Below are 24543 nucleotides of genomic sequence, written 5' to 3' on the forward strand. Positions count from 1 at the left end.
TCTACGCCGGATGGTTTTGGGTCTGCTTCGCAGCCCAGCGGGAGCAAGCTCCCTCGCCACAATGATCTCCATTGCCACAGGTTATGCATCGGGCATTGCCTCCAGCAAAATCCGCCCACTTGAGCAGGTCGCGGTTTCATTGCGGTAGGCGAAATACAGTTTGCTGCGTTCCGGGTCGAAGCGCAGGTGCAACTGGACTTCATCGCCGGGGCGCACCAGTTGCTGGAACTTCAGCACTTCCATGCCGGCAAATTTGCCCGGCAGGTTCATCAATTGCTGGCCGAGGCTCAGCGCCCAATCCACCTGCACCACACCGGGCAGTACCGGCGTTTGCGGGAAGTGTCCGCTGAAGTAGGCCAGGTCCGGCGGCACGGCCAGTTGCAGGCTCCATTCGCCATCGACTTCGACCTGCTCCAGCACTTCCGGTACCTTGGGGCGGGGTGCCAGCAGCAAGGCCTCGACGTCGGCCTGCGGCAGTTTGCCCTGAGCGTTCAGGGGCAATTGCCGCAGCATTCGCCAGCGTCGTGGCAGGGCCAGGGCTTCGCAATGCTGGCTCAGGTGCTGACGCAATTCCTGCGTCAGGGTGCGCCGACCTTGATTGCGCAAGGCATGCAGGCCCGCGTCCGTCAGCACCAGCAGTGCACCCAGTGAGGCGCGGTTTTCCTGGACCACGCCGAGGCGCGCGTCGGCGACCCAGTCATGCTCCATAAGCGCCTTTTCCAGCATCGGCAACGAGATACGTTTTTCTTCCAGTTTGACGATCCGGTCCAGCCGTCCGAGCAGTTCGAATCGGCCGTCGGCAGCGATTCTGGCGGCATCGGCGGTGTGTTCGATATGGCCGGCAGGCAAGTAGGGCGAGGAGATCAGCAGCGCGCCCTCGCTGTCCTGACTCAGCTCAACCTCAGCAAACGGTTGCCAGAGATCGTGACCCTGACGCCAGGCGATGCCGCCGGTTTCCGAGCTGCCGAGGATTTCCGTCGGCCATTGTTGCAGGCGCTCGTGAAGACTTTGCGCAGCCTCGGCCGGTAGCGCGCCACCGGAAGAAAACACTCGGCAAACCGCACTCAAGGCCGGCCAGTCGAGGTTGTCGCCCATGCGCTTGAGCAGCGCCGGGCTGGCGACCCAGGCAAACGTCGGGTGTTCGCGACTGGCGCGCTGCAAGTCTTCCGGAAAGGCCAGTTGCTTGCGCACGAACGGGCGCCCGGCGCACAGCGGCCACAGCACCCGAAACAGCAAACCGTAGATGTGCTGGGTGGCGACACTGCCGATGATGCACGCCTGGCCCAGGTCGGCGCCCCAGAGCTGCTCCAGCGCCTGAACTTCATTGGCGAGCTGGCGCAGAGTCTTGTCGATACGCTTGGGTTCGCCGCTGGAACCGGAAGTACACAGGCTCAGCTGGCAGGTGTCCAGATCCAGTTTGGCGGGGGACAGGGGCGCCTGTCGATAATCGATAAGGTGCGCATCATCGGCCTGATCGGTCAGCCACAGATCGACTTCGCTCGACCAGCGTTGGCGAGTCTGTGGTTGCAGGTCGGCAGGCAGCAGCACGCTGACCCCGGCACGCCAGGCGCCGAGCAGGGCAATCGCCAGGTCAGCGGCGTCTTCAAGGTGCACGGCGATGCGCTGCACGCCTTGGGATTGCAGGCCGGCCGCCAGGCTTAGCGCCTGTTCGCACAGCTGTGCGTGATTCAACGCCGGTTCGGCCGTCACGGCACGCTCCGGCTGAGCCTTGAGCAACAGCTGCTCAAGTGTTATCCAATTCATGGGTGGCCTCGTACCCGTTGTCGTATGAGCCATTCAATGGCAAACAGCAGGCCCATCAATCCATAGGAAATCAGGCCGGTGTACAACATCCACCAACTCAGCGGCGCCCACAGGGTCAGGGCGGCGGCGAGCAAACCGTTACAGAGGAAAAACACACACCAGACGATGGTCACCTGGCGGGTGTAGACAATCGCCTTGGCCGGCAAGTGCGGTTCCCGCAGGCGCGCCAGGCGTTCCACCATCGGCGGCCCGACTTTCAGGCTCAGGCCAAACAGGCCAAGCATGAAAGCGCTGATCAGCACCGGGTACCAACGCAGCAACAGCGGACTGTCGAACAACGCCAGCAACAGGCAAAAGCCAATCGCGGTGATCGCCATCCACAGGTTGCCGGGGCGACGCGCACCCAGCAGCGCCCGCGCCAGCCACAGGCTGCCCAGCAGCAGACCGAACTGCCACGGAGCAAAGTGTTCCATGCCGAAATACACCGCGAAGGGGTACAACAGGCCCGCCAGCAGCAGGCCAAGGCCGATCAGTCGACTCATGCGGCCGGTTGAACCAGACGGTAGACCGCCTCGACCACGTCGCTGACGGTACGCACCGATTTGAATTCTTCGGCGGCGATTTTCTTGCCGGTCTGACGCTTGATGTGATCAATCAGGTCGACGGCGTCGATGCTGTCGATTTCCAGGTCCTGATACAGATTGGATTCGAGGCTCACGCGCTCAGGGTCCAGCTCGAAGAGTTCGACCAAGGCATCGCGCAGGGTGTTGAAAATGTCATCACGAGTTTGCATGGTCCGGTCTCAAGCTGCCTGTTTTGCGGTGACGAACGCCGCAAGGCTCGCCACGTTACTAAAGTGATTACGGGTGTCTTTGGCGTCGGCGTCGATTTTGATGCCGTACTTTTTCTGGATCGCCAGGCCGAGTTCCAGGGCGTCTACCGAGTCCAGGCCCAGGCCTTCGCCGAACAGCGTCTGGTCATCGCCGATGTCTTGTGCGCTGATGTCTTCGAGGCCGAGGGCGTCGATGATCAGTTCTTTGATTTCACGGTGTAGATCGCTCATCTTCGGCGAGCTCCTTAATAAAGTAAGAATGCAAATAATCGTTGAGCTTGCGCGAAGCCTGAGGCGCAGGGCCACACGCGGCAAAGGCTTGTGGGTCTATATCGGCTCCCACACGAAAACTGAAGTGCACGCGACGTTTCGGGATGCGATACCAGGGTTCGGCCTTGGTCAATGTGGTCGGGCTGACCTTGATGATCACCGGGGTCAGGATTTTCGCACCCCGCAGGGCAATCGATGCACCCCCCCGATGAAAGGCCGGCGGTTCGCCTGGCTGGGTGCGAGTACCTTCGGGAAAGATGATCAGCGTCTGACCGCTTTTCAGTGCGTCGGCCGCAGCGTCGAGCATGTCCATGCTGCCGTCGTTGCTGATGTAATCGGTGCGGCGTAGCGGGCCGCGGGTGAACGGGTTCTCCCAGAGGCTTTTCTTGACCACGCAGTTGCTGTGACGCACCAGTCCGATCAGAAACACCACATCGATCAGCGACGGGTGATTGGCCATGATCATCTGGCCCGGGCGACCAAGCTTCTCCGCGCCCTGGATGTCGTAGGTCAGCACGCCGGTACGGGCCATGAACCGGACAAAAAACCAAAAGCAGCGACTGACGGTTCTACGTGCCCGCAGCCGATGAGTCTGGGCATCGCCGGGCAGGCAACTCAGCAACGGGAAAACCACCAGGCGCAGGCACAGCCCGCCTAACCCGAACAGAGTGAAGCTCGCAGCGGTCGCCAGCAAACGCCAGTAATAGGCGTCGCGGTTTTTTTCGCTTACAGGTTGCGTTGCCAGGTCCATACACGATTTTTCCAGGCATGTTGGCAGGTGGTCTGCTGGCCGAGCAGGGTACGCAATAGATTCAGGGCATGGGGCCAGTGGGCTTTGGACAACGCATCCGAAGTGCTGTTCAGGGACAGCTGCCAGTCGGTACCCGGTGTCAGCAACAGACCGACGGCATACGGGAACGGCACGTCGTCGATCCAGGCCGAGTAGGCCTGGGGCGGTTTTTCTTCAGTGACGATCAGCAGTACCGCAGGCGCGCCTTCGGCAAGCAGCGCCGCGGCCTCTAGCATGCCGTGTTCAAGGCCGTCTCCGGCGGCGGCAAGGGCAGTCATCTCACTGGTTTCGCCACGCATGATCGACCACAGGCCAATCACCGCGTTGTGCACCGACAAGCTGAATTGCGTCGGTGACAACGGTTGTTCGGCTGCCAGATCGCGCAGGATGTCGAAGGTGCGGGGCGTTTCGCCATGACGGGAAATAAAGACCAACGGTAGGTCCTGGCGACCATCGGCCAGGGGCCAACCGACGCTGAATGCCATCCGCGCCAGACGGCTGAGCCGCCGGCGCTGCATGGCCGGCAAAAAAGACACGTCGGGGGCGGCATCGCTGCTCTGAAGCACGACCGGTTGTCGGCTCCAGGCCTGCCAATCGTCCACGCTTTCGAGCCCAGGGGCCCACGCGCGCCATTGGGCGATGTTGAAATTGATCACAGGCTTTCATCCCGCCCCTGCGGGCTATTCTGACGCGGCGAGTCGCAGAAAAACGCGACGACCTTACGTGGCGCTTGGCGCCGAGTGGCGCGCATTATCCCGTTGCGACGGGCGTGTAGCAAATGATGGTTACGTTTTGCGCAGTCAAATGAACTGATTAGTCCGCGAAAAGCTGTCGTTTGGCCATTATCCACATCGTGCTGAGCAAGTCCGTCGGCTCTGTCGGCGATCGATGGCAGAGTTGGCGGTTTTTTTATTGGGAGATTGCCGCTGACTGTGTAGTCCCCGTGCCGACGAGGTAGCTAAGCAGCGCCATGGACTACTACACTCGATCATTCTTTGATACACGGAGGTTTTTCACATGCGGCGCGTGGTGTTCAATCAGAAAGGTGGCGTGGGCAAATCCAGCATTGCCTGCAATCTGGCGGCGGTCAGCGCCAGCGAGGGGTATCGCACCCTGTTGGTGGATCTCGATGCCCAGGCCAACTCCACTCAGTACCTGACGGGACTCACCGGGGATGACATCCCGATGGGCATCGCCGACTTCTTCAAGCAAACCCTGTCCTCAGGACCGTTCTCGAAGAAGAACCAGGTCGATATCTACGAAACGCCGTTCGAAAACCTCCACGTCATCACCGCGACCGCCGAGTTGGCCGATCTGCAGCCCAAGCTTGAGGCTAAACACAAGATCAACAAGCTGCGCAAATTGCTTGAGGAGCTGGGGGAAGATTACGATCGCATCTACCTTGATACCCCGCCTGCGCTGAACTTCTATGCGGTATCGGCATTGATTGCCGCTGACCGGGTGCTGATCCCGTTCGACTGCGACAGCTTCTCGCGCCAGGCACTGTACGGGCTGCTGGCGGAAATCGAAGAATTGAAGGACGACCACAACGAAGGCCTGGAAGTCGAAGGCATCGTGGTCAATCAGTTCCAGGCCCGTGCCAGCCTGCCGCAGCAGATTCTCGACGAGCTGATCGCCGAAGGGTTGCCGGTGCTGCCGGTGTACCTGACCAGTTCGGTGCGGATGCGCGAATCCCATCAGGCCAATACGCCGCTGATTCACCTCGACCCACGGCACAAGCTGACGCAGCAGTTTGTCGAACTGCATAACCTGCTCGAAAACGCCTGAATCTGTCGACGTCGCCTAACCCAATGTGGGAGCGGGCTTGCTCGCGAAGGCGGAGTGTCAGTCAACATTGATATCGACTGACACTCCGCCTTCGCGAGCAAGCCCGCTCCCACATTAAATCGCGGTGGTTTTAGATCCCCTGGCTACGCAACCAGCTCATCAACTGCGGTAACGGAAACGCCCCGCTCTGACGCGCCACTTCCCGGCCGTTCTTGAACAGAATCAGGCTCGGAATCGAGCGAATACCCAACTGCGCCGACAATTGCTGGTTCGCCTCACTGTCCAGTTTCGCCAGCCGACATTTCCCCGACAGTTGCCCCGCTGCCTGCTCGAACACCGGCGTAAACGACTTGCACGGCCCACACCACTCCGCCCACACGTCCACCAGCAACGGCAGATCGCCTTTGATCTGGCTGGCGTAATCGCCTTGTTTCAATTCGAACGGCTTGTTCAGCAAGACCTCGGCCTTGCAGCGACCGCATTTTGGGTGATCGTTGAGGCGTTCGGCGGGGATGCGGTTGAGGCCGTTGCAGTGGGGGCAGGGGATGAGGAGTGGGTCGGTCATGGTCGAGGCTCTGAATGTTTGGGCAGTCTAAAGCTGATTTGGAGTCGCAAGCTTCATTTATCAAGCCAGCAAAAGACGGGGGCAGGCGCAGTGATTGTCGTAAATGCTCACATACTCGGGAGTTTCGGGGCGGGATCGGTGGCTACGCTGGAAGCAACTTCACCGTTTTCTAATCTCTTTATGAGGAGTTCGCTTTGCCTTTAAGCTCGTGCTACTTTTGTTGCACTTATCGAGAAGTCGATATCTCTCAATTGTCGGATAGGAGTTATCCCGTGTCCGTGACTTCCAAAATCCGCCGTCAAGGTGGCGCTGCAGTGATTACTCTCCCGCCAACGCTGCTGAAGCTCCTGCACCTGGAAGTAGGAGCACAACTGGAACTGAATGTGGTCGATGGTGAGTTGATTGCCCGCCCGGTTGTACGGCCTTCTCGCAAGCGCTATAGCCTTGCAGAGTTGCTTGAAGGTTCCGAAGAAGTAGCCGAGTTGAATGCGCAGACGGCGTTTGCACGTGAAGGCGATCCAGTTGGCCGGGAGTTGGGTTGATGGTTCGGCGTCAGGCCCCACAGCGGGGGGATGTTTACTGGATTGATCCGAACCCGGTTGCGGGACGCGAAATGATGAATCGGCATCGATTCGTGGTAATTACGCCAAGGGAAATCAACGCCTTGGGTGTCAGCATGACTGTGCCGGTGACCAGTGGCGGCAGCTTCAGTCGAAACACCGGCTTGGCGGTCATCGTCTCCGGCCACGAAACGAATGGTGTCGCAGTTTGTAATCAGGTTCGTAGTTTTGATATAGAGCAGCGTGTGCGCGACGGCTCAGCCAAGTTCATTGAGCGACTTGATGACGTTACGATGGCAGACATCGTTGCTCGCGTCGTCAGTGCCATTGATCCGCTTGACTGACCAACCTCACGACGAACAACTGATCTCCAAATGCTTGCCCCACTCCGGCGGCCGCTCGGCGTAGCTTTCCATCCCCGCTTGCTCGTCGAATGGATTGCTCAATACCGCATGCAGTCGCCGAACCTCTGAATAATCGCCGCTCTCCGCTGCATCGATCGCCTTCTGCGCCAGGTAGTTGCGCAGGATGTACAGCGGATTGACCACGTGCATCCGCTTGCGCCGCTGTTCCTGATCAACCTCGCCTTCACGGCCAACCCGGGCGACATACAACTCAGCCCAGGCATCGAAGCCCTTGATGTCGACGAAGTCATCGCGCAAACGGGCGACGGCCAATTCGGGTGATTCATCCCCTAAACGGCGGAAGAACAGCGTGTAATCGACGCCGCTGTTCTGCATCAGTTGCAGCAGCTGCTCCAGCAGTTTCTGGTCATCGTCTTCGGCCGTGGTGAGTCCGAGGCGACGGCGCATCAGGTCCAGGTAATGGGCTTGGTACAACGGCAAGTACAGGCCGAGGGTTTCGCGCAGGGCGTCGACGCTGATGAACGGCGTCAGGGCCTGAGCGAGGGCGCTTAGGTTCCACTGGCCGATCGGCACCTGGTTGCTGAAGGAATAGCGGCCTTGGTCATCCGAGTGGTTGCAGATGAAATGGGCGTCGAAGTCGTCGAGGAAGGCGAACGGGCCGAAATCGAAGGTGATGCCGAGGATCGACATGTTGTCGGTGTTCATCACACCATGGCAAAAGCCGTAAGCCTGCCATTTGGCGATCAGCTCGGCATTGCGCTCGACGATTTCGCGGAACATCGCCAGATACGGCTCCGGCTGTTCCAGGCATTCGGGGAAATGCATGGCCAGCACGTGTTCGCCGAGTTCTTTCTGCTTCTCCGGACGTTTGGTGTAGTAGAAATACTCGAAATGCCCGAAGCGCACATGGCTCGGCGCCAAGCGCAGAACCATCGCTGCGCGTTCCTGCTTCTCGCGCCACACCGGGGTGTCGGAGCCGATTACGCACAGAGCGCGGGTGGTCGGGATGTTCAGGGCATTCAGCGCTTCGGAGGCGAGAAACTCGCGGATCGAGGAGCGCAATACCGCGCGTCCATCGCCCATTCGCGAAAAAGGCGTCTGACCGGCGCCTTTGAGGTGCAGGTCCCAGTGTTCGCCGGCCTCGTTGTAGACCTCGCCCAGCAACAGGCCGCGACCATCACCCAGCTGTGGGTTGTAGGAACCGAACTGATGGCCGGAATAGACCATCGCCCGAGGCACTGCGTCGGCCCAGAGCTTGTGGCCGCTGAACAGCTCGGCAAACTCCGGGGTGTCCGCTACTGCGGGATCGAGATCCAGCAGCTCCATGGCCGCAGGGCTGGCCACCACCAGACGCGGGTTGTCGATGGGCTCGGGCAGCACATGGGCGGAAAACGTATCGCCAAGGCGGGCGAAGCGATTATCGAAGGTCAGTTCGTCGAGGGCTTTCAACGGCCATCTCCAGCAGAATGTCCGAGTATTCTGCTAGGGATAAGGCCGTTAGTCGAGCTTGGCGGGCGGTGGCTCAAGGGGCGACTTGCCATCCACCAGCGGCACGATGGTTTTGGTTTCCGGTTCGATCGGCACCATTTTGTATTCCTGGCCGTGAAGGTTCTTGAGATAGACCTCCATCTGCCGGAACGAGATGTTGATGTGCTGCTTCTTGAACTCGCGATTGATGAAGCGGTTGACCTCGTCCAGCACCGGGTTACGGTCACCGAGGTCGCGCACGTGCATGCGCAACTCGTGGTCGAGGGTGCTTTCGCCGAAGTTCAGGAAGTACACGTGGGGTTCCGGGTCTTTCAGGACACGTGGGTTGTCGCGCGCGGCTTTGAGCAGCAGCTCTTTCACCAGGTCCAGGTCCGAACCGTAGTCGACGCCGAGCTTGAGGGTCACCCGGGTGATGGTGTCGGTCAGAGACCAGTTGATCAGTTGCCCGGTGATGAACGTCTTGTTCGGGACAATGATGTCCTTGCGGTCGAAGTCGGTGATGGTCGTGGCGCGGATGCGGATCTTGCTGACCGTGCCCGACAGGTTGCCGATGGTGATGGTGTCGCCGATCCGCACCGGACGCTCGAACAGGATCATGATGCCCGAGATGAAGTTCGCGAAAATCTCCTGCATCCCGAAACCGAGCCCCACCGACAGCGCCGCCACCAGCCATTGCAACTTGTCCCAGCTCACGCCGAGGGTCGACAGGGTCGAGACGAAGCCGATGCCGGCGATCACGTAGGACAGCAACGTGGTCGTGGCATAAGCACTGCCTTGTGCAAGATTCAACTTGGACAGCACCAACACTTCCAGCAAGCCTGGCAAGTTGCGCGCGAGGGCGAAGGTGATACCGATGATGATCAGCGCGCCGAGCATGTCGCCGATGCTGATCGGCACCATGCTCATGTTGGCGCCGGTACCGCTGGTGTATTCGTACAGGGTGATGTTGTCGAGGTACGAGAACACCGAGATCAAATCGGACCAGACCCAGTACAGCGCCGCAATGAAACCGCCAAGCAGTGCCAGGCGGATCAGGCGCAGGGACTGTTCGTTGACCTTCTCGATGTCCAGCGTCGGCTCTTCGATCACCGCTTCGCCGTCGCCAGCCTCCTTGGCGGCCTGACGTTTGGCCAGGGCGCGCTGGTAGGCCAGGCGTCGTGCTGCAACGCTGAGGCCGCGAACGAAAGTGGCTTCAATCACCAGCCAGAACATCAGCAGGTAAAGGGTGTTGATCAGCCGGTCACTGAGTTTCAGCGCGGTGTAGTAGTAGCCGAAGCACACTGCCACAAATAACGCGACGGGCAGGACGGTGAACAGGACCCCGACCGCTTTGCGGAACAGCGACGCGTTCTGGTGCGTCGGGCTGGCGATCAGAAGGCGGCTGAGCAGCCAGGCCATCAAGGCGTAACAGATCAGCACCACGGGCATGCCGAGCACGTCATCCGCCAGCGTCGAGGGTTGCAGTTCGGCAACCGCTACCACGGCAACCAATGCCATCACCACCAAGCCGAGTCGGCGGACCCAGCCCTGCAGGAACTCGACCTGGGGTTTTTCCCAGCGGAAATGCAGTTCAGCGACGCCGCCCGGTGCGAGGATCCGGTAAGCGGTGTAGAACACCAGCCAGGCCTGGGCCATTTGCAGCAGCGCCGCGCCCATGTTGGCGTTCTGCCCGCGGGCGTCGATCTGCAACGCCAGGCCGCACAAGGCCAGGCCCAGCGAGACCGGCATTGCCAACAGAATATTGATCAGGATGGCCTGAGGCGTGTGCCACTGGCTGTCGCGCTTGAAGTGGCCGATGTCCTGGTGAACTTTGCTCAGTCGGGCATACAGACTTTTACGTCGCCACAGCAGGGCACCGATCAGCAACACCAGGGGCAGGAACAGCAGCGGTCGCTGTATCAGGCCATCACTCAATTCGCTCAGGCTGGAAGCCCACGGCAGCGTAGTGACCTGACGTTCCAGACGCTCCGGCACGGCGCGCATCCATTCCAGGTCCAGCGGCTTGTTGCTGGGAATCCAGAACATCTGCTCATCGAGGGTCGCCCGCAGGCTTTGCGCGGTACTGAGCAGCTGTTTCTGATTGAGTTGCAGGGTGATGGATTCGTTGAGCACCGCACTCAGTTCGCGGTTCAGGCGTTCCAGCAGGTCTGCGCGGGTGGTGGCCAGCTCCAGCAGGCTTTTTCGCAGCTGCGGGGTAACTTGCTCCGGCGGCTGGGTGGACAGCAGGTTGTCGACATAGGTCGCGGGGTTGCTGAGCAATTCCCGCTGCTGGCTCACTTCAAACTGGTACAGGCGAATATCGGCGATCTGGTCGGCCAGGTCGCGGTCGAGCTTGAGACGTGGCAGGGCCTGTTTCTGCTTATAGAGAATCTTGGAGAGCAGCAGGCTGCCCTTTAGTACGTTGATTTGTTCGTCCAGTGCCGAATCGCTTTGGGTCACGTTGTCCAGCTGCTGTTTGGTCTGCAGGTTCTGCTGGGTGACCTCATTGAGGCGGTCAGTGCTTTTGAGCAGGTAGTCCGAGAGCTTCAGGTTGGCCGAACTTTCGGTGGCCAGCAGCGCGCTGCCGCCGGATTTCTGCGCTTCGATGGACTGTTGCGTCACCGTCTCCTGGGACTGGGCCAGGCGTTTCTGGTTGATCAGGGTTTGCAGCTCCTGGATTTCCTGATCCAGGCGATCGGATTTTTCGGTCAGCAAGTCGTGCTGGCTGTTACCCAGATCCTGCAACTGGTTGTTGCCGGCCAGTTCCTGGCGACGCAGCGGAATCAGCGCATTCAGTGCCGCGAGTTCGGCATTCAGGAGGTCACGCTGTTCACCGCTCAAAGTCTTGCCGGCGTCCTTGCCGGCTTTGAGTATGTTGTTGATCTGTTGAATACGCGTCTGGCTGGCGGAAATTTCGGCCTGTGCGCGCTCGGGGCGGGTCTGGGCGGTGATCACCAGACTGTTGGCGTCGGCCAGCGCCTTCTGCAGGTCGCTTTGCTGGGTCGAGCGCTCGGTGAGCATTTGCTCGAGCTGCTGGATCGACTGGTTGGCGTAGCGTTGCGGCACCGGCGGCATTCTGGTGGCTTTGAGCTTGGTCAGCTCACGCTGGTTTTCGATGTTCTGCTTGGGCGCGGTGGCGAGCTGCTGCTTGAGAGCGACCAGCTTTTGCTCGTAATCACGCTGGTTGCCGAGCTGGGTCAGCGTGCTTTGCAGGACGGATTGCAGGGCTTTCTGATCCGCTTCCGGCAGTTTGCGATCGGCGATCTTGTCCAGATTCGCCTGCACGGCTTCGCTGGTCGGCGGTTCGGCCGCTTGCAATGTACCGACAGAAAGACTCAAGCCCAGCAGGGCCATGATGAAAAAAGTGCGCAGGGTAGACATAGAGACCGATCGAAAACGAGACGAAGTGTGGAGTTTAGAGGAACAAGCCCGGACCCGGGCGACTTCCTTCGGGGAATCTGACGCCCACTTTGCCGATCTTGTTCCCCTCCATGACCGCGACGGTCCAGATGGTGTTGTTCCACTCCACCTGGTCGCCGACGACGGGAGCACCGCCGACTTTCTGGGCAATGAAACGGCCCAGGGACATGTCCGGATCGATGCCTTCGACTTTCAACCCGTACAGCGCCGCAACCGCTGCCAGCTGGGCGTCTCCTTCGAGTACGAAGTCGCCGAAGAAGCGCAGATCGAGGCCGCGTTGCGGTGCCTGGCTGAAGAGTTTTCCGAGGGCTGGAAGGTTGTGTTCATGGCCGATAACACACAGCAAATCATCGACTTCGAGCACCGTACTACCCGACGGATGGAGCAGTTGTTGGCCACGAAACAGCGCTGCAATACGTGTGCCTTCGGGCATTTTCAGCTCGCGAAGGGGCGAACCGATGCACCATTTCTCGGCACCGAGGCGATAAACGAACAGCTCCCACTCGCTGGTGACATGCACCTCAAGGGCTGCGCGCGAGATCGGCGCCGGTTCCGGCGGAACGGTCACTTTCAAAAGCTTCGCCACCCAGGGCAGGCTTGTGCCCTGCACCAGCAGTGACACCAGCACGATAAAGAAGGCGAGGTTGAAGTAGAGCTGGGCATTCGGCAGGCCGGCCATCAGCGGGAACACCGCCAGAATGATCGGGACCGCGCCGCGTAATCCGACCCAGGAGATAAACGCCTTTTCGCGGCCGTGGAACGCTTTGAACGGCAGCAGACCGACCAGCACCGACAGCGGCCGAGCGAACAGAATCATCCACAGCGCCAGGCCCAGAGCGGGCAGGGCGATCGGCAGCAGATCATGCGGCGTGACCAGCAGCCCCAGCACCAGGAACATGCCGATCTGCGCAAGCCAGGCCATGCCGTCGAGCATGTGCAGAATGCCGTGGCGGCTGCGCACCGGGCGGTTGCCGATCACCAGGCCGCACAGGTAAACCGCCAGGAAGCCGCTACCATGCAGGGCGTTGGTCAGGGCGAACACGACCAGGCCGCCGGCAATCACCAGAATCGGATAGAGGCCGTTGGCCAGGTGGATCCGGTTGACCAATTGCAGCATGACCCAGCCACCGCCAAGGCCGATGACGGCACCGATGCCGAACTCACGCACGAAGTGGGCGAGCAGGCTCCAATGGAGGCCGGTCTGGCCGCTGGCGAGCATGTCGATCAGGGTGACGGTGAGGAACACCGCCATCGGGTCGTTGCTGCCGGACTCGATTTCAAGGCTGGCGGTGACCCGTTCGTTCAGTCCTTTGCCGCCGAGCAGCGAGAACACCGCCGCGGCGTCGGTGGAGCCGACGATAGCGCCGATCAGCAGGCCCTGAATCAGGTTCAGATCGAATAGCCACGCGGCGGCCATGCCGGTCATCCCCGTGGTGATCAACACCCCGACCGTCGCGAGCGACAGCGCTGGCCATAACGCCACGCGGAAGCTGGAAACCCGGGTGCGCAACCCGCCGTCGAGCAGGATGACTGCCAGCGCGAGGTTGCCGACCAGATAAGCTGTTGGGTAGTTATCGAAAATAATGCCGGCGCCATCGACACCGGCCGACATGCCCACCGCGAGGATGATCACCAGAATCGGGATACCAAGGCGCGATGAAAGGGAACTCACCAGAATGCTTGCACCTACCAGCAACGCGCCGATCAAGAACAGGCTGTTGATGGTCGTCGCATTCAAAGGCAGTACTCCAGAAAGCTGAAAGGCGGGCACAAACTGACCATGCAGTCTGCGTGCCAGCGATTCTAACCTGTTGAAATGTGATGCTGTCAAAAAGCTTTTGCAGCCGCGACAACGTCACCCGGATTGAGCTTGATCCTGTGGCGAGGGGATTTATCCCCGTTGGGCTGCGGAGCGGCCCCTGCGTTCTTTCAGGCACACACCGCAAACAGATCTTGCGACGGCTTCGCCGCCGAACGGGGATAAATCCCCTGACCACAGATAAATCCCTTAGCCACAGAGAAAGTGTCGCTGCTTACAGGCTGAACCGCCCAACCATGTTGTTCAGGTCCAGTGCCAATCGCGACAATTCATTGCTCGCCGCACTTGTCTGATTCGCCCCGGTCGCCGATTGCACCGACAAATCACGGATGTTCACCAGGTTGCGATCGACTTCACGGGCGACCTGCGCCTGTTCTTCAGCCGCGCTGGCGATTACCAGGTTGCGCTCGTTGATCTCGACAATGGCGCTGTTGATGGTGTCCAGCGAAAGACCTGCACCGCGGGCAATGTTCAAGGTCGACTCAGCACGTTCGGTGCTGTTGCGCATCGAGTCCACCGCGTGTTCGGTGCCGCTCTGGATGCTGCCGATCATGCGTTCGATCTCGCTGGTCGACTGCTGAGTGCGATGCGCCAGTGCACGTACCTCATCCGCCACCACCGCGAAGCCACGTCCGGCTTCACCAGCACGCGCGGCTTCAATGGCTGCGTTCAATGCCAGCAAGTTGGTCTGGTCAGCCAGACCGCGAATCACGTCCAGCACTTTACCGATGTCACGGGACTCGTTGGCCAGGTCGCCAATCAGGGTCGCGGTGCTCTGCACATCGGCGCTCATGCGTTCGATGGCGCTGACGGTTTCCTGCACCAGGTCACGACCGTCGCCGGCCGAGGTGGTGGCGTTCTTCGAGGCTTCGGACGTGCTCACGGCGTTGCGTGCGACCTCTTCCACGGCGCTGGTCATTTCATTGACGGCGGTGGCGGCTTGTTCGATTTCGTTGTTCTGCTGGGTCAGGCCACGAGCGCTTTCGTCGGTGACACTGTTGAGTTCTTCAGCGGCGGACGCCAGTTGCGTGGCTGAGCCGGAAATCCGCTGCAGGGTGTCACGCAGCTTTTCCTGCATCTTCGACATGGCCAGCAGCAAGCGGCCGGCTTCATCTTCGCCATCGACATGAATCGGGCGGGTCAGGTTGCCCTCGGCGATTTCTTCGGCCGCGCTCAAGGCGTTGGCTATCGGCTTGGTAATGCTGTTGGTCAGGAGCCAGGCGAACAGCAGTGTCAGGCCGGTGGCGATCACCAGCAGGGTGACGACCAGGGTGAACGCCGAGGAATACTGATCCGTTGCTTGCTGATTAAGGTCGACCGCCTGTTGGTTGTTGATCAGCATCAGGCGGTTGAGCACGGCGTTGACGGCTTCAGAGTTGTTCAACAGATCGGTGTTGAGCAAGGTGCGCAGTTCTTCCACCTGGTTGTTGCGCGACAGACTCTTCATCCGGTCTTCAAGCTGACGGTACTGGCCAAGCAACTGCACGTATTGGTCGTAAGCCGCACGCTCGTCAGGGCTGCTGATGAATTTTTCATACTCTGTCTGTGCGGCGCGGATCTGCTGGTTGCGCTGGTCGAACAGCTCGATGGTTTTTTGCTGCACGTCGGGTTCGCGGTTGGTCAACAAGCGATAGGACAGAACCCGAAGGCGCAGGGTCAGTTGGGTGAACTCATCCAGCGCTTTGATGCTCGGCACGCTGCTCTCGACGATGTTCTCGCCGGCGCCTCGAATCTTGCTCATCTGGTTCAAGGCAAACACCCCCAAAACCAGCATCAAACCGCCAATCAGGGCGAAACCGAGGAACGCCCGCGGTGCGATATTCATATTACGAAGGGACATGCTGTTTACCAAAGTGAGCGCACCCGTGCGGCGCTGAAGCTGACGTGTGAGTGACTTATCGGTCATACGACTAAAGTCTTGAGGGCCTGCGCGTTTTTGTCGCAGACAGGCCCCGGCGACGAAGTGCAGGAACCAGATCCGCCAATCACAGTCTTTAAAGCTCGCGAGGAAGGTCGCCCGCCAGGAAAATCAAGGCCTTGCGCCCGAATAACCCTGGCATCCGTGGTGACTTTTCTTTATCGTACGCGCCCCTTGAAATGCTTGGAAAATCAAAATGTTGGAAGCATCCCTAAGCCAATTGGAACAGCTGGTCAGCGACCTGGTGCAACAGAACCAGAGCCTGCTCGCCACCAATCAGACCCTGAGTGCAGAACTGGCCCAGGCCAAGGATGAAAACGAAAGCCTGCAACTGAACCTGATGGAACAGGAAGAGAAACAAGGCGCCACCGCGGCCCGCATCCAGGCCCTGGTTGAGCGCGTCAGCGCCGGCCCGGTCAGCGCATGAATCACGGCGCCGCAGGGGTAAAAGTCGTCTCGATCCTGGGGGAGGACTATTCGATCAAGGCGCCGGCCGGGGAAGAGCAAACCCTGCTGGACGCCGCGCTGATGTTGAAAGCTGCCTTGGCCGATACCAAAAGAAAGTACCCGACGCTGATCGGTGACCGCCTGCTGGTGTTGGCCGCGATGAATCTGTGCTCCCAGCAGATTGAAATGCAGAAGCAGCACAAGCAGGAACTCGACCGTTACCAAGAGCAAGTCAGCGCCACGGTTGAAGTGATCTCCAAGACGATCAATCAGGCCTGATCGGCTTTGCGCACAACCAAAGAATAGATTGTCCATTGTGTTGTATACAATCGGCACGGCTGTTGCAGTGTTTCAGCCTCTTATTCTTTGGGGGTGCTCCATGCAGTTCTGGCGACGCAGTATTCAATGGCAGTTGATCCTCAGCATGGGCACCGCCCTGCTGGTCAGCATCCTGATCGTGGTTGGCATTTATACCCTCGTGGTCAACCGTCTCGCCCAGAGCTATCTGGTCGAGCAGGCACTGCCGTCGAGCATCGAGGCGATGCGCAATGACATCGAACGAATCCTCGTTCAACCTCTTACCGCCGCCAAGGACATCGCCAGCAACAGCATGGTGCGCGACTGGCTGGCCGGGGGTGAAAACAGTGCCCAGACAGACGCGTTCGTCCAGTATCTGGAAGGCATTCGCGCCGAACACAAAGCCTTTACCGCGCTGATTGTCGGCACGGCTTCAAACCATTACTTCACTGAAAAAGGCCTGGACCGGACCCTCAGCCGTTCCAATCCCAAGGACGCCTGGTTCTACGCCTTCCTCGACAGCAACCAGCCGCGCACCCTCAATATCGACAATGACACCGCGACCGGAGAATTGGCGCTGTTCATCGACCTGAAGGTCGAGCAGGGCGGCAAAGTCGTTGGCGTTGCCGGGCTCGGGTTGAGCATGAAAGAGCTGTCGGAGCTGATCCACAATTTCAACTTCGGTGAGCGCGGCAAGGTCTATCTCGTGCGTTCCGACGGTTTGATCCAGGTTCATCCCGAGGCGCAATTCAGCGGCAAGCGCACACTGGCCGAGCAAATTGGCGCAACCGCCGCACAATCGGTCATGGGTCAAAAAGTTGCCACCAACAGCAGCTTCGTTCGCGACGGCGAAGATTATCTGGCGTTAAGCCTGCCATTACGGGACCTGGGCTGGACCCTGGTGGCCGAAGTGCCGCAGTCGCAGATTTACGCCGAAGCCCGTCGCGCCATGTGGATGAGCAGCGGCATTGGTCTGGCGGTGGCGCTGGTGTGCCTGTTACTGGTGGTGTTGCTGGCCCGTGGGTTGGTGCGGCCGATCCGTCAGGTAACAGCGGCGCTGGTAGCCATCGGTAGCGGCGGGGGAGATTTGACCCACCGGTTAGATTCCAGCCGCGCCGATGAACTGGGTGACCTGGCACGCGGCTTCAATCGATTCCTCGACAGTCAGCGCGAAATGATTGGCGAAGTGCTGACCACCAGCGAGCGTTTGCGCACGGCCGTTGGGCAGGTAGCACGAGTGGTGGATAACACCGCCGAACGTTCGGGTCGTCAGCAGGAAATGACCGACATGGTCGCCACCGCCGTCCACGAAATGGGCCTGACCGTGCAGGAAATCGCCCAGAACGCGGGTAATGCCGCCGTTGCTTCGCAGAACGCTCGCGATGAAGCGATGCAGGCGCGTGAGGTTGTGGGTGGGTCGATCCGCCATATAGAAAGCATGTCCGATGAAATCGGCCTTGCGGCGGGAGCTGTTGGTGAGCTGGCTAATCAAGTGGCGTCGATCGATCAGGTGCTGGCCGTGATTCGCGGAATCTCCGAGCAGACCAATTTGCTGGCACTGAACGCGGCTATCGAAGCCGCGCGGGCCGGGGACATGGGGCGTGGGTTTGCGGTGGTGGCGGATGAAGTACGGACGTTGGCGCGGCGCACGCAGTCGTCGACCGATGAGATCCAGCAGATGATCGGCAGCCTCAAGCAGGGCGCGGAGAATGCCGTTTCATCCATGCATTCCGGGCAAGCCGCGACGGGCACCGGCGTCGAATCGAGCCAGCGCACTGGCGCGTCGTTGACGGCGATTACCGGTCAGGTCGAGCGCATCAGCGACATGAACCATCAAGTGGCGACGGCCACGGAAGAGCAATCGGCGGTGACGGAGGAGATCAACCGCAACGTGCAGGGCATTTCCGATCTGGCCCGGGCGACGGCCGGAGAGGTCAGAGCTTGCCGTGAAGACTGTCAGACGTTGCAGCGGTTGGCGGATGATTTGGCGCGGCAGATGGGTGGGTTCAGGCTGAGCTGATAAATGTATCGCCAGACTGACGCCATCGCGGGCAAGCCCGCTCCCACAGGGTTATCGTGCGAACACAAATTATGTGTCCGACATAGAACTTGTGGGAGCGAGGCTTGCCCGCGATTGGATGTCAGCTTCACTACAAGGCTCTAATCAGAACCACTCATCCTGCATCGTCAGGCAAACATCATCCCGAGCCTCAAGAATCGCCAGCTCGTGGTGACAACCCGGTACTTCCCACGTCAGGAAATACCGCGCCGCCTGCAGCTTGCCCTTATAGAAGCTCACATCCGCCGCATTCCCCTTCGCCAACCCTTCCTCAGCCCGAATCGCCTGTTCGAGCCAGCGCCAGCCAATCACCGTGTGCCCGAACACCTTCAGGTACAACGCCGAGTTTGCCAGGCTGCTGTTGACCTTGCCTTGGCCCAGGTCTGTCAGCAAACCGATGGTCACCGTTTGCAGGTGCGCCACCAGTTTCTCCAGCGGCTCACGCAACGCGGTCAACGACTCATACGCTTGCGCCCGTTCGGCCGTGCCAGCGATCAGCCGAATCAATTGCTTGAGCCCCGCACCTCCGTTCTGCGCCAGTTTGCGTCCCAGCAAGTCCAGCGACTGAATGCCGTGGGTGCCTTCGTGGATCGGATTCAAACGGTTGTCGCGGTAGTACTGCTCCACCGGATATTCGCGTGTGTAACCGTGGCCGCCGAGAATCTGGATAGCCAGTTCGTTGGCCTTCAGGCAAAACTCCGACGGCCAGGATTTGACGATCGGCGTCAGCAAATCCAATAGCTCATGAGCCTGTTTACGCTGGTCTTCAGTCTCCAGGGTCGTGGTGTCATCGAACAGACGCGCCGCGTACAACCCAAGGTCGAACGAGCCTTCGACATAGGCTTTCTGTGTCAGCAGCATGCGTTTGACGTCGGCGTGCTGAATGATCGCCACCGGCGCGGTGTTCGGGTCCTTGCTGTCCGGCACGCGGCCTTGCGGACGCTCGCGGGCGTACTCCAGGGAGTACAGATACCCGGCGTAACCAAGCATCACCGCGCCCATGCCGACACCGATGCGCGCCTCGTTCATCATCTGGAACATGTAGCTCAAACCGTGGTGCGGCTTGCCCACCAAATAGCCTACACACTCGCCGTTATCGCCGAAGTTCAGCGCGGTGGACGTGGTGCCGCGCCAGCCCATCTTATGGAACAGACCCGCCAGCAAGACGTCGTTGCGCTTGCCGAGGCTGCCGTCATCGTTGACCAGGAACTTGGGCACGATAAACAGCGAAATGCCTTTTACGCCGGCCGGTGCATCCGGCAGTTTTGCCAGGACCATGTGCACGATGTTCTCCGACAGCGGATGGTCGCCACCGGAGATGAAAATCTTGTTGCCCTTGAGTCGATAGGTGCCGTCAGGCGCTGGCTCGGCGCGTGTACGAATATCCGACAGCGACGAACCGGCGTGGGGTTCGGTCAACGCCATGGTGCCGAAGAAGCGACCGTCGATCATCGGTTGCAGGAAGCGCTGCTTCTGCTCATCGGTGCCGAAGCTTTCAATCAGGTTCGCCGCGCCCATGGTCAGGAACGGGTACGAGGTCGACGCCGCGTTGGCTGACTGGAAATGCGCGAAGCAGGCCTGGGACAACAGCGTAGGAAGTTGCATGCCACCAGCGTCGAAACTGCGCGCCGCGTTGAGGAAACCGGCTTCGAGGAACGCATCCACCGCCGGTTTCACTTCCGGAATCAGAATCGCCTGACCGTTCTCGTAGCGCGGCTCGTTCTCGTCGTTCTTGCGGTTGTGCGGGGCGAAGAACTTCTCGGCGATGCTGCGGGCCGTACCTATGGCGGCATCGAAGGTTTCGCGATTGTGCTCGGCGAAACGCTCACGCTGGGTCAGGCCCTCGGCATCGAGGACTTCGTACAGCTCGAAAGCCAGATTGCGGGAACTGAGCAACGTCTCGGACATGTCGGCCTACCTTTTTTTGGAATGGACCGAGTCTAGGCGTGGGAATAAAGGCTGAACAGGATGATTGATGAGCGTGATGGTGTGTTGCGGGCACCGCTAATCAAATGTGGGAGCGGGCTTGCTCGCGAAGGCGGTGTAACAGTCAATATTGATGTCGACTGACACTCCGCCTTCGCGAGCAAGCCCGCTCCCACAAGGGATTTTGCATACCGGGCAGCCATTGCGGTTGCCCGGTTTTGTTGCGATTTAGCCGATCGTCATCAAGCTGGCATTACCACCCGCCGCAGCGGTGTTAACACTCAATGCCCGCTCAATCACCAGACGCTCCAGCGCAATGCTGGTCTCGCCCTGCGACAGACCATGAACCCCGACAATCGCACCGGCACGCTTGGCCACTTGCTGGCACACCGCACGCAGCTGGTCGGAATGGCCATGATGCAGAACCGCATCAAACACCACTTCGTCCTTGCTCCAGTCGGAAACCAGCTTGATCTTCGCCTGAATTTCCTTCGGCAGACGTGCGAACAGTGCCTTGGTCAATTCAGCTTCCGGCCACACCGCCGAACCGCCGACGGCCAGTACCGCTGCCAGTTGCGTCAGCAGATCGCCTTCGACTTCCGCCAGGCACAGCACGTGTTCACGCGGCAGGATGGCGTAGCTGTTGCGCTCGCCAGTCGGGCCAGCGAGTACACGGGTGATGCCGCTTTGCGATTGCGCCGCGAACTGCCCACACAGGGTGCTCAAATCAGCGAACTTGTTGCTATCGGCCCAAGTCTTCAGGGCGGTCAGCGGTTTGCTCATGGCATCACGCAGACGGACATCCGGGGCAGCGAAGGCGTCACCGCGAGCGAAGGATTGTTCGATGGCATCGGTAGGGCGCGTCGACAACAGGCGGTACAGGTACAGCGGACCACCGGCTTTCGGGCCGGTGCCCGACAGGCCTTCGCCGCCGAACGGTTGCACGCCGACCACAGCACCCACGATGTTGCGGTTCACATAGACGTTACCGGCGTTGACGTTGTCGATCACCTTGGCGATGGTCTCGTCGATCCGGGTGTGCACACCCAGCGTCAGGCCGTAGCCGGAAGCGTTGATCTGACCGATCAACTGGTCGATGTCTTTGCGCTTGTAGCGAACCACGTGCAGCACCGGGCCGAAGATTTCCCGTTGCAGTTCGTCGAAGCTTTCCAGTTCGATCAGCGTTGGCATCACGAAGGTGCCGCGTTTGACTTCTTCGCTGTTGGCGATGGCCACCTGATACACATTGCGGCCTTTGTCGCGCATGGCCTGGATGTGCTTCTCGATGCCAGCCTTGGCTTCGGCGTCGATCACCGGGCCAATGTCCACGGACAGGCGCTCAGGGTTGCCGAGACGGCATTCAGCCATCGCGCCCTTAAGCATTTCGATGACACGTTCAGCGGAATCTTCCTGCAAGCACAGCACGCGCAGTGCCGAGCAGCGTTGACCGGCGCTGTCGAAGGCCGACGATACGACGTCGATCACAACCTGTTCGGTCAGTGCCGAGGAGTCGACGATCATCGCGTTCTGGCCGCCGGTTTCGGCGATCAACGGAATCGGACGACCCTGTGCATCCAGGCGACCGGCGACGTTGCGTTGCAGCAGACGAGCAACTTCGGTGGAACCGGTAAACATCACGCCTTTGACCCGATCGTCGCCGACCAGACGGGCACCGACGGTTTCGCCACGGCCCGGCAGCAGTTGCAGCACGCCTTCCGGAATACCGGCTTCGATCATCAAACGCACGGCTTGAGCAGCGACCAGCGGAGTTTGTTCCGCAGGCTTGGCCAGTACCGGGTTACCGGCGGCCAATGCAGCAGCGACTTGACCACTGAAAATCGCCAGCGGGAAGTTCCACGGGCTGATGCACACCACCGGACCCAGTGGGCGGTGGGCGTCGTTGGTGAAATCGTTGCGCGCCTGCACCGCGTAATAACGCAGGAAGTCCACGGCTTCACGCACTTCGGCGATGGCGTTGGCGAAGGTTTTGCCGGCTTCGCGAGCCAGCAGGCCCATCAGCGGCTGGATCTCTCCTTCCATCAAGTCAGCGGCACGTTCCAGAATCGCAGCGCGTTCGGCGGGCGGGGTGGCCTGCCAGATCGGTGCAGCGTTCAGGGCGCACTGGATCGCGTTGTCGACGTCTTCGACGGTCGCTTCCTGCACATGGCCGACCACGTCACGCAGATCGGACGGGTTGAGCACTGGCGCAGGGGCTTCGGAGCTGGAGGCGCAACCGAGCATCGGCGCGGCTTTCCAGTGGTTGTGAGCGCTGGCCAGCAAAGCGCAGGACAGCGAAGCCAGACGATGTTCGTTGGCCATGTCGATGCCGCTGGAGTTGGCGCGCTCGGCACCATAAAGATCACGCGGCAGAGGGATACGCGGGTGCGGCAGGCCGAAGCCACCTTCCAGCGTCGCCATCTGCTCGATGCTGGCCACTGGATCGGCCACCAGCTCCTGAATCGAAATAGACTGGTCGGCGATGCGGTTGACGAACGAAGTGTTCGCACCGTTTTCCAGCAGACGACGCACCAGGTACGCCAACAGGGTTTCGTGAGTACCGACCGGTGCGTACACGCGGCACGGACGGTTCAACTTGCCTTCGGAAACTTTGCCTACAACCTGTTCGTACAACGGTTCGCCCATGCCGTGCAGGCACTGGAACTCGTACTGGCCGGGGTAATAGTTCTGACCGGCGATGTGGTAAATGGCCGAAAGGGTGTGGGCGTTGTGCGTGGCGAACTGCGGATAAATCACTTCCGGCACCGACAGCAGTTTGCGGGCGCAAGCGATGTAGGAAACGTCGGTGTACACCTTGCGGGTGTAGACCGGATAGCCTTCCAGGCCTTCAACCTGGGCGCGCTTGATTTCGCTGTCCCAGTACGCGCCTTTTACCAGGCGGATCATCAGGCGATGACGGCTGCGGCGAGCCAGGTCGATCACGTAGTCGATCACGTACGGGCAACGCTTCTGGTAAGCCTGGATCACGAAACCGATGCCGTTCCAGCCGGTCAGTTGTGGCTCGAAGCACAGGCGCTCCAGCAGATCCAGCGACAATTCGAGGCGGTCAGCTTCTTCTGCGTCGATGTTCAAGCCGATGTCGTACTGCTTGGCCAGCAAGGTCAGCGACAGCAGACGCGGGTACAACTCGTCCATCACACGCTCGTACTGCGCGCGGCTGTAACGCGGGTGCAGTGCCGAGAGCTTGATGGAAATGCCCGGGCCTTCATAAATCCCACGACCGTGGGACGCTTTGCCGATCGAGTGAATGGCTTGCTCGTACGAGGCCAGGTACTTCTGGGCGTCATGCTCGGTGAGTGCGGCTTCACCCAGCATGTCGTAGGAATAGCGGAAGCCTTTGGCTTCGAACTTGCTGGCGTTGGCCAGGGCTTCAGCGATGGTTTCGCCGGTGACGAACTGCTCGCCCATCAGGCGCATGGCCATGTCGACGCCCTTGCGGATCATCGGCTCGCCGCTCTTGCCGATGATGCGGCTCAAGGAGGAAGTCAGGCCCGCTTCGTTATGGGTGGCGACCAGTTTGCCGGTCAGCAACAAGCCCCAGGTCGCAGCGTTGACGAACAGCGACGGGCTGTTGCCCAAGTGAGGGTGCCAGTTGCCGGTGCTGATCTTGTCGCGGATCAGCGCGTCACGGGTGCCTTTGTCCGGGATGCGCAGCAGCGCTTCGGCGAGGCACATCAGCGCTACGCCTTCCTGGGACGACAGGGAAAATTCCTGCAACAGACCCTGAACAATCCCGGCACGGCCGCCGGCGCTTTTCTGATTGCGCAGTTTCTCGGCAATCGAGGAGGCGAGCTTGTTGGTGGCTTCGGCCATCGCCGCCGGCAGGCGCGCCTGCTCGATCAGCATCGGCACCACTTCAGGTTCCGGGCGACGGTAGGCGGCGGTGATCGAGGCGCGCAGTACCGATTGCGGCAGGATGCTTTCGGCGAACTCGAGGAAGCACTGGTGGGCGTGATCCAGGGGCGCGTCGACGGCTTCGTCGGAATCCTTGGTCAAACCGCTCAGCTCGGTCAGGGTTGCACCACCCTCGAGTTTTTCCAGGTAATTGAAAATTGCCTGCTTGATCAGCCAGTGCGGCGTGCGATCAATCGAGGTCGCGGCCGCCTTGAGGCGTTCGCGGGTCGGGTCGTCAAGTTTGACCCCAAGGGTGGTGGTAGCCATATTTTTATCCTCATGTTTGCCACGACCGCGTGGCATCAGCTGGCCGCAAGATTAGCTGGGCAACCTTTGAGGTGCAA

19 protein-coding genes and 1 pseudogene are annotated in these 24543 nt (G+C 60.2%); 7 read left to right on the top strand and 13 right to left on the bottom strand.

Translation table 11 applies throughout. The features are described 5' to 3' along the window. Nucleotides 1-81 precede the first annotated feature (81 nt). The 6 genes from ACA060_RS02050 to ACA060_RS02075 are packed head-to-tail and all read right to left on the bottom strand — an operon-like array spanning nucleotide 82 to nucleotide 4312. Entirely contained in the window at nucleotides 82-1764 is a 1683-nt protein-coding gene (locus ACA060_RS02050; RefSeq protein WP_497315098.1) for an ApeI family dehydratase, read from the bottom strand. Then, a complete protein-coding gene (locus ACA060_RS02055; protein ID WP_497315100.1) occupies nucleotides 1761-2306 on the bottom strand; it encodes a COG4648 family protein in 546 nt (181 codons plus the stop codon). The genes ACA060_RS02050 and ACA060_RS02055 overlap by 4 nt, the downstream gene beginning before the upstream one ends. Beyond that, entirely contained in the window at nucleotides 2303-2557 is a 255-nt protein-coding gene (locus ACA060_RS02060) for an acyl carrier protein (RefSeq protein ID WP_007992314.1), read from the bottom strand. The genes ACA060_RS02055 and ACA060_RS02060 overlap by 4 nt, the downstream gene beginning before the upstream one ends. Before the next feature lie 9 nt (nucleotides 2558-2566). After that, the gene (locus ACA060_RS02065; RefSeq protein ID WP_008149626.1) at nucleotides 2567-2827 is read right to left on the bottom strand and encodes a phosphopantetheine-binding protein; all 261 of its coding nucleotides are present in this window, start codon (nucleotides 2825-2827) and stop codon (nucleotides 2567-2569) included. Next, a complete protein-coding gene (locus tag ACA060_RS02070; protein ID WP_109627629.1) occupies nucleotides 2808-3617 on the bottom strand; it encodes a lysophospholipid acyltransferase family protein in 810 nt (269 codons plus the stop codon). The genes ACA060_RS02065 and ACA060_RS02070 overlap by 20 nt, the downstream gene beginning before the upstream one ends. After that, on the bottom strand, nucleotides 3593-4312 hold the full coding sequence (locus ACA060_RS02075) for a beta-ketoacyl synthase chain length factor (protein WP_497315102.1): 720 nt from the start codon (nucleotides 4310-4312) through the stop codon (nucleotides 3593-3595). Before ACA060_RS02075 ends, ACA060_RS02070 begins: the two co-directional genes overlap by 25 nt. 361 nt (nucleotides 4313-4673) lie before the next feature. Here ACA060_RS02075 and ACA060_RS02080 point away from each other — a divergent pair, with 361 nt between their 5' ends. Further along, complete coding sequence (locus ACA060_RS02080; RefSeq protein ID WP_403103163.1) at nucleotides 4674-5444, top strand: ParA family protein; 771 nt, start codon at nucleotides 4674-4676, stop codon at nucleotides 5442-5444. A gap of 130 nt (nucleotides 5445-5574) precedes the next feature. Here the strand turns inward: ACA060_RS02080 and trxC are convergent, their stop codons facing one another. Next, nucleotides 5575-6009 carry a thioredoxin TrxC gene (gene trxC / locus ACA060_RS02085; RefSeq protein WP_497315104.1) on the bottom strand — a complete coding sequence of 145 codons (435 nt, stop codon included), beginning with the start codon at nucleotides 6007-6009 and terminating at the stop codon, nucleotides 5575-5577. A gap of 272 nt (nucleotides 6010-6281) precedes the next feature. Between trxC and mazE the strand changes: the two genes are divergently transcribed. Beyond that, nucleotides 6282-6551: a type II toxin-antitoxin system antitoxin MazE gene (gene mazE, locus ACA060_RS02090; RefSeq protein ID WP_109627633.1), complete on the top strand. Its 270-nt coding sequence runs from the start codon at nucleotides 6282-6284 to the stop codon at nucleotides 6549-6551. Then, the gene (gene mazF, locus ACA060_RS02095) at nucleotides 6551-6913 is read left to right on the top strand and encodes a type II toxin-antitoxin system toxin MazF (protein ID WP_109627634.1); all 363 of its coding nucleotides are present in this window, start codon (nucleotides 6551-6553) and stop codon (nucleotides 6911-6913) included. The genes mazE and mazF overlap by 1 nt, the downstream gene beginning before the upstream one ends. Nucleotides 6914-6919: 6 nt before the next feature. On the opposite strand, the gene selO is transcribed toward mazF, so the two are convergent. From selO to ACA060_RS02115, 4 genes are all read right to left on the bottom strand, one after another. Then, nucleotides 6920-8383: a protein adenylyltransferase SelO gene (selO, locus tag ACA060_RS02100; protein ID WP_497315106.1), complete on the bottom strand. Its 1464-nt coding sequence runs from the start codon at nucleotides 8381-8383 to the stop codon at nucleotides 6920-6922. A 48-nt stretch (nucleotides 8384-8431) separates the two neighbouring features. Next, the gene (gene mscK / locus ACA060_RS02105) at nucleotides 8432-11782 is read right to left on the bottom strand and encodes a mechanosensitive channel MscK (RefSeq protein WP_497315108.1); all 3351 of its coding nucleotides are present in this window, start codon (nucleotides 11780-11782) and stop codon (nucleotides 8432-8434) included. A gap of 34 nt (nucleotides 11783-11816) precedes the next feature. Beyond that, nucleotides 11817-13559 carry a potassium/proton antiporter gene (locus ACA060_RS02110; protein WP_109627637.1) on the bottom strand — a complete coding sequence of 581 codons (1743 nt, stop codon included), beginning with the start codon at nucleotides 13557-13559 and terminating at the stop codon, nucleotides 11817-11819. A gap of 295 nt (nucleotides 13560-13854) precedes the next feature. Then, nucleotides 13855-15480 (bottom strand): methyl-accepting chemotaxis protein, encoded by a 1626-nt coding sequence (locus tag ACA060_RS02115; protein ID WP_497307309.1) that lies wholly within the window; start codon nucleotides 15478-15480, stop codon nucleotides 13855-13857. 274 nt (nucleotides 15481-15754) lie between these two features. On the opposite strand from ACA060_RS02115, the gene ACA060_RS02120 reads away from it, so the two are divergent. The 4 genes and pseudogenes from ACA060_RS02120 (at nucleotide 15755) to ACA060_RS02135 (ending at nucleotide 18322) form a co-directional block, all read left to right on the top strand. Continuing rightward, nucleotides 15755-15985 (top strand): hypothetical protein, encoded by a 231-nt coding sequence (locus ACA060_RS02120; RefSeq protein ID WP_090176480.1) that lies wholly within the window; start codon nucleotides 15755-15757, stop codon nucleotides 15983-15985. After that, complete coding sequence (locus ACA060_RS02125) at nucleotides 15982-16284, top strand: cell division protein ZapA (RefSeq protein ID WP_008149648.1); 303 nt, start codon at nucleotides 15982-15984, stop codon at nucleotides 16282-16284. The genes ACA060_RS02120 and ACA060_RS02125 overlap by 4 nt, the downstream gene beginning before the upstream one ends. A gap of 145 nt (nucleotides 16285-16429) precedes the next feature. Continuing rightward, nucleotides 16430-17458: pseudogene (locus tag ACA060_RS02130) on the top strand (HAMP domain-containing protein); the annotation flags it as partial. Nucleotides 17459-17590: 132 nt separating this feature from the next. Next, nucleotides 17591-18322, top strand: a complete 732-nt coding sequence (locus ACA060_RS02135) for a methyl-accepting chemotaxis protein (RefSeq protein ID WP_371922071.1) — start codon at nucleotides 17591-17593, stop codon at nucleotides 18320-18322. 144 nt (nucleotides 18323-18466) lie between these two features. Here the strand turns inward: ACA060_RS02135 and ACA060_RS02140 are convergent, their stop codons facing one another. Further along, entirely contained in the window at nucleotides 18467-20269 is a 1803-nt protein-coding gene (locus ACA060_RS02140; protein ID WP_497315111.1) for an acyl-CoA dehydrogenase, read from the bottom strand. A gap of 246 nt (nucleotides 20270-20515) precedes the next feature. After that, on the bottom strand, nucleotides 20516-24466 hold the full coding sequence (putA, locus tag ACA060_RS02145) for a trifunctional transcriptional regulator/proline dehydrogenase/L-glutamate gamma-semialdehyde dehydrogenase (RefSeq protein ID WP_497315113.1): 3951 nt from the start codon (nucleotides 24464-24466) through the stop codon (nucleotides 20516-20518). Nucleotides 24467-24543: the final 77 nt, after the last annotated feature.

This window comes from Pseudomonas sp. LBUM1671 (assembly GCF_059695685.1).

Coding starts and splice junctions, on each gene's coding strand:
- putA (WP_497315113.1), bottom strand. CDS start 24,466: ATGGCTACCACCACCCTTGGGGTCAAACTTGACGACCCGACCCGCGAA.
- ACA060_RS02050 (WP_497315098.1), bottom strand. CDS start 1,764: ATGAATTGGATAACACTTGAGCAGCTGTTGCTCAAGGCTCAGCCGGAG.
- ACA060_RS02080 (WP_403103163.1), top strand. CDS start 4,674: ATGCGGCGCGTGGTGTTCAATCAGAAAGGTGGCGTGGGCAAATCCAGC.
- ACA060_RS02070 (WP_109627629.1), bottom strand. CDS start 3,617: ATGGACCTGGCAACGCAACCTGTAAGCGAAAAAAACCGCGACGCCTAT.
- mscK (WP_497315108.1), bottom strand. CDS start 11,782: ATGTCTACCCTGCGCACTTTTTTCATCATGGCCCTGCTGGGCTTGAGT.
- ACA060_RS02140 (WP_497315111.1), bottom strand. CDS start 20,269: ATGTCCGAGACGTTGCTCAGTTCCCGCAATCTGGCTTTCGAGCTGTAC.
- ACA060_RS02055 (WP_497315100.1), bottom strand. CDS start 2,306: ATGAGTCGACTGATCGGCCTTGGCCTGCTGCTGGCGGGCCTGTTGTAC.
- mazF (WP_109627634.1), top strand. CDS start 6,551: ATGGTTCGGCGTCAGGCCCCACAGCGGGGGGATGTTTACTGGATTGAT.
- ACA060_RS02115 (WP_497307309.1), bottom strand. CDS start 15,480: ATGTCCCTTCGTAATATGAATATCGCACCGCGGGCGTTCCTCGGTTTC.
- ACA060_RS02135 (WP_371922071.1), top strand. CDS start 17,591: ATGGTCGCCACCGCCGTCCACGAAATGGGCCTGACCGTGCAGGAAATC.
- ACA060_RS02120 (WP_090176480.1), top strand. CDS start 15,755: ATGTTGGAAGCATCCCTAAGCCAATTGGAACAGCTGGTCAGCGACCTG.
- trxC (WP_497315104.1), bottom strand. CDS start 6,009: ATGACCGACCCACTCCTCATCCCCTGCCCCCACTGCAACGGCCTCAAC.
- ACA060_RS02065 (WP_008149626.1), bottom strand. CDS start 2,827: ATGAGCGATCTACACCGTGAAATCAAAGAACTGATCATCGACGCCCTC.
- ACA060_RS02060 (WP_007992314.1), bottom strand. CDS start 2,557: ATGCAAACTCGTGATGACATTTTCAACACCCTGCGCGATGCCTTGGTC.
- ACA060_RS02125 (WP_008149648.1), top strand. CDS start 15,982: ATGAATCACGGCGCCGCAGGGGTAAAAGTCGTCTCGATCCTGGGGGAG.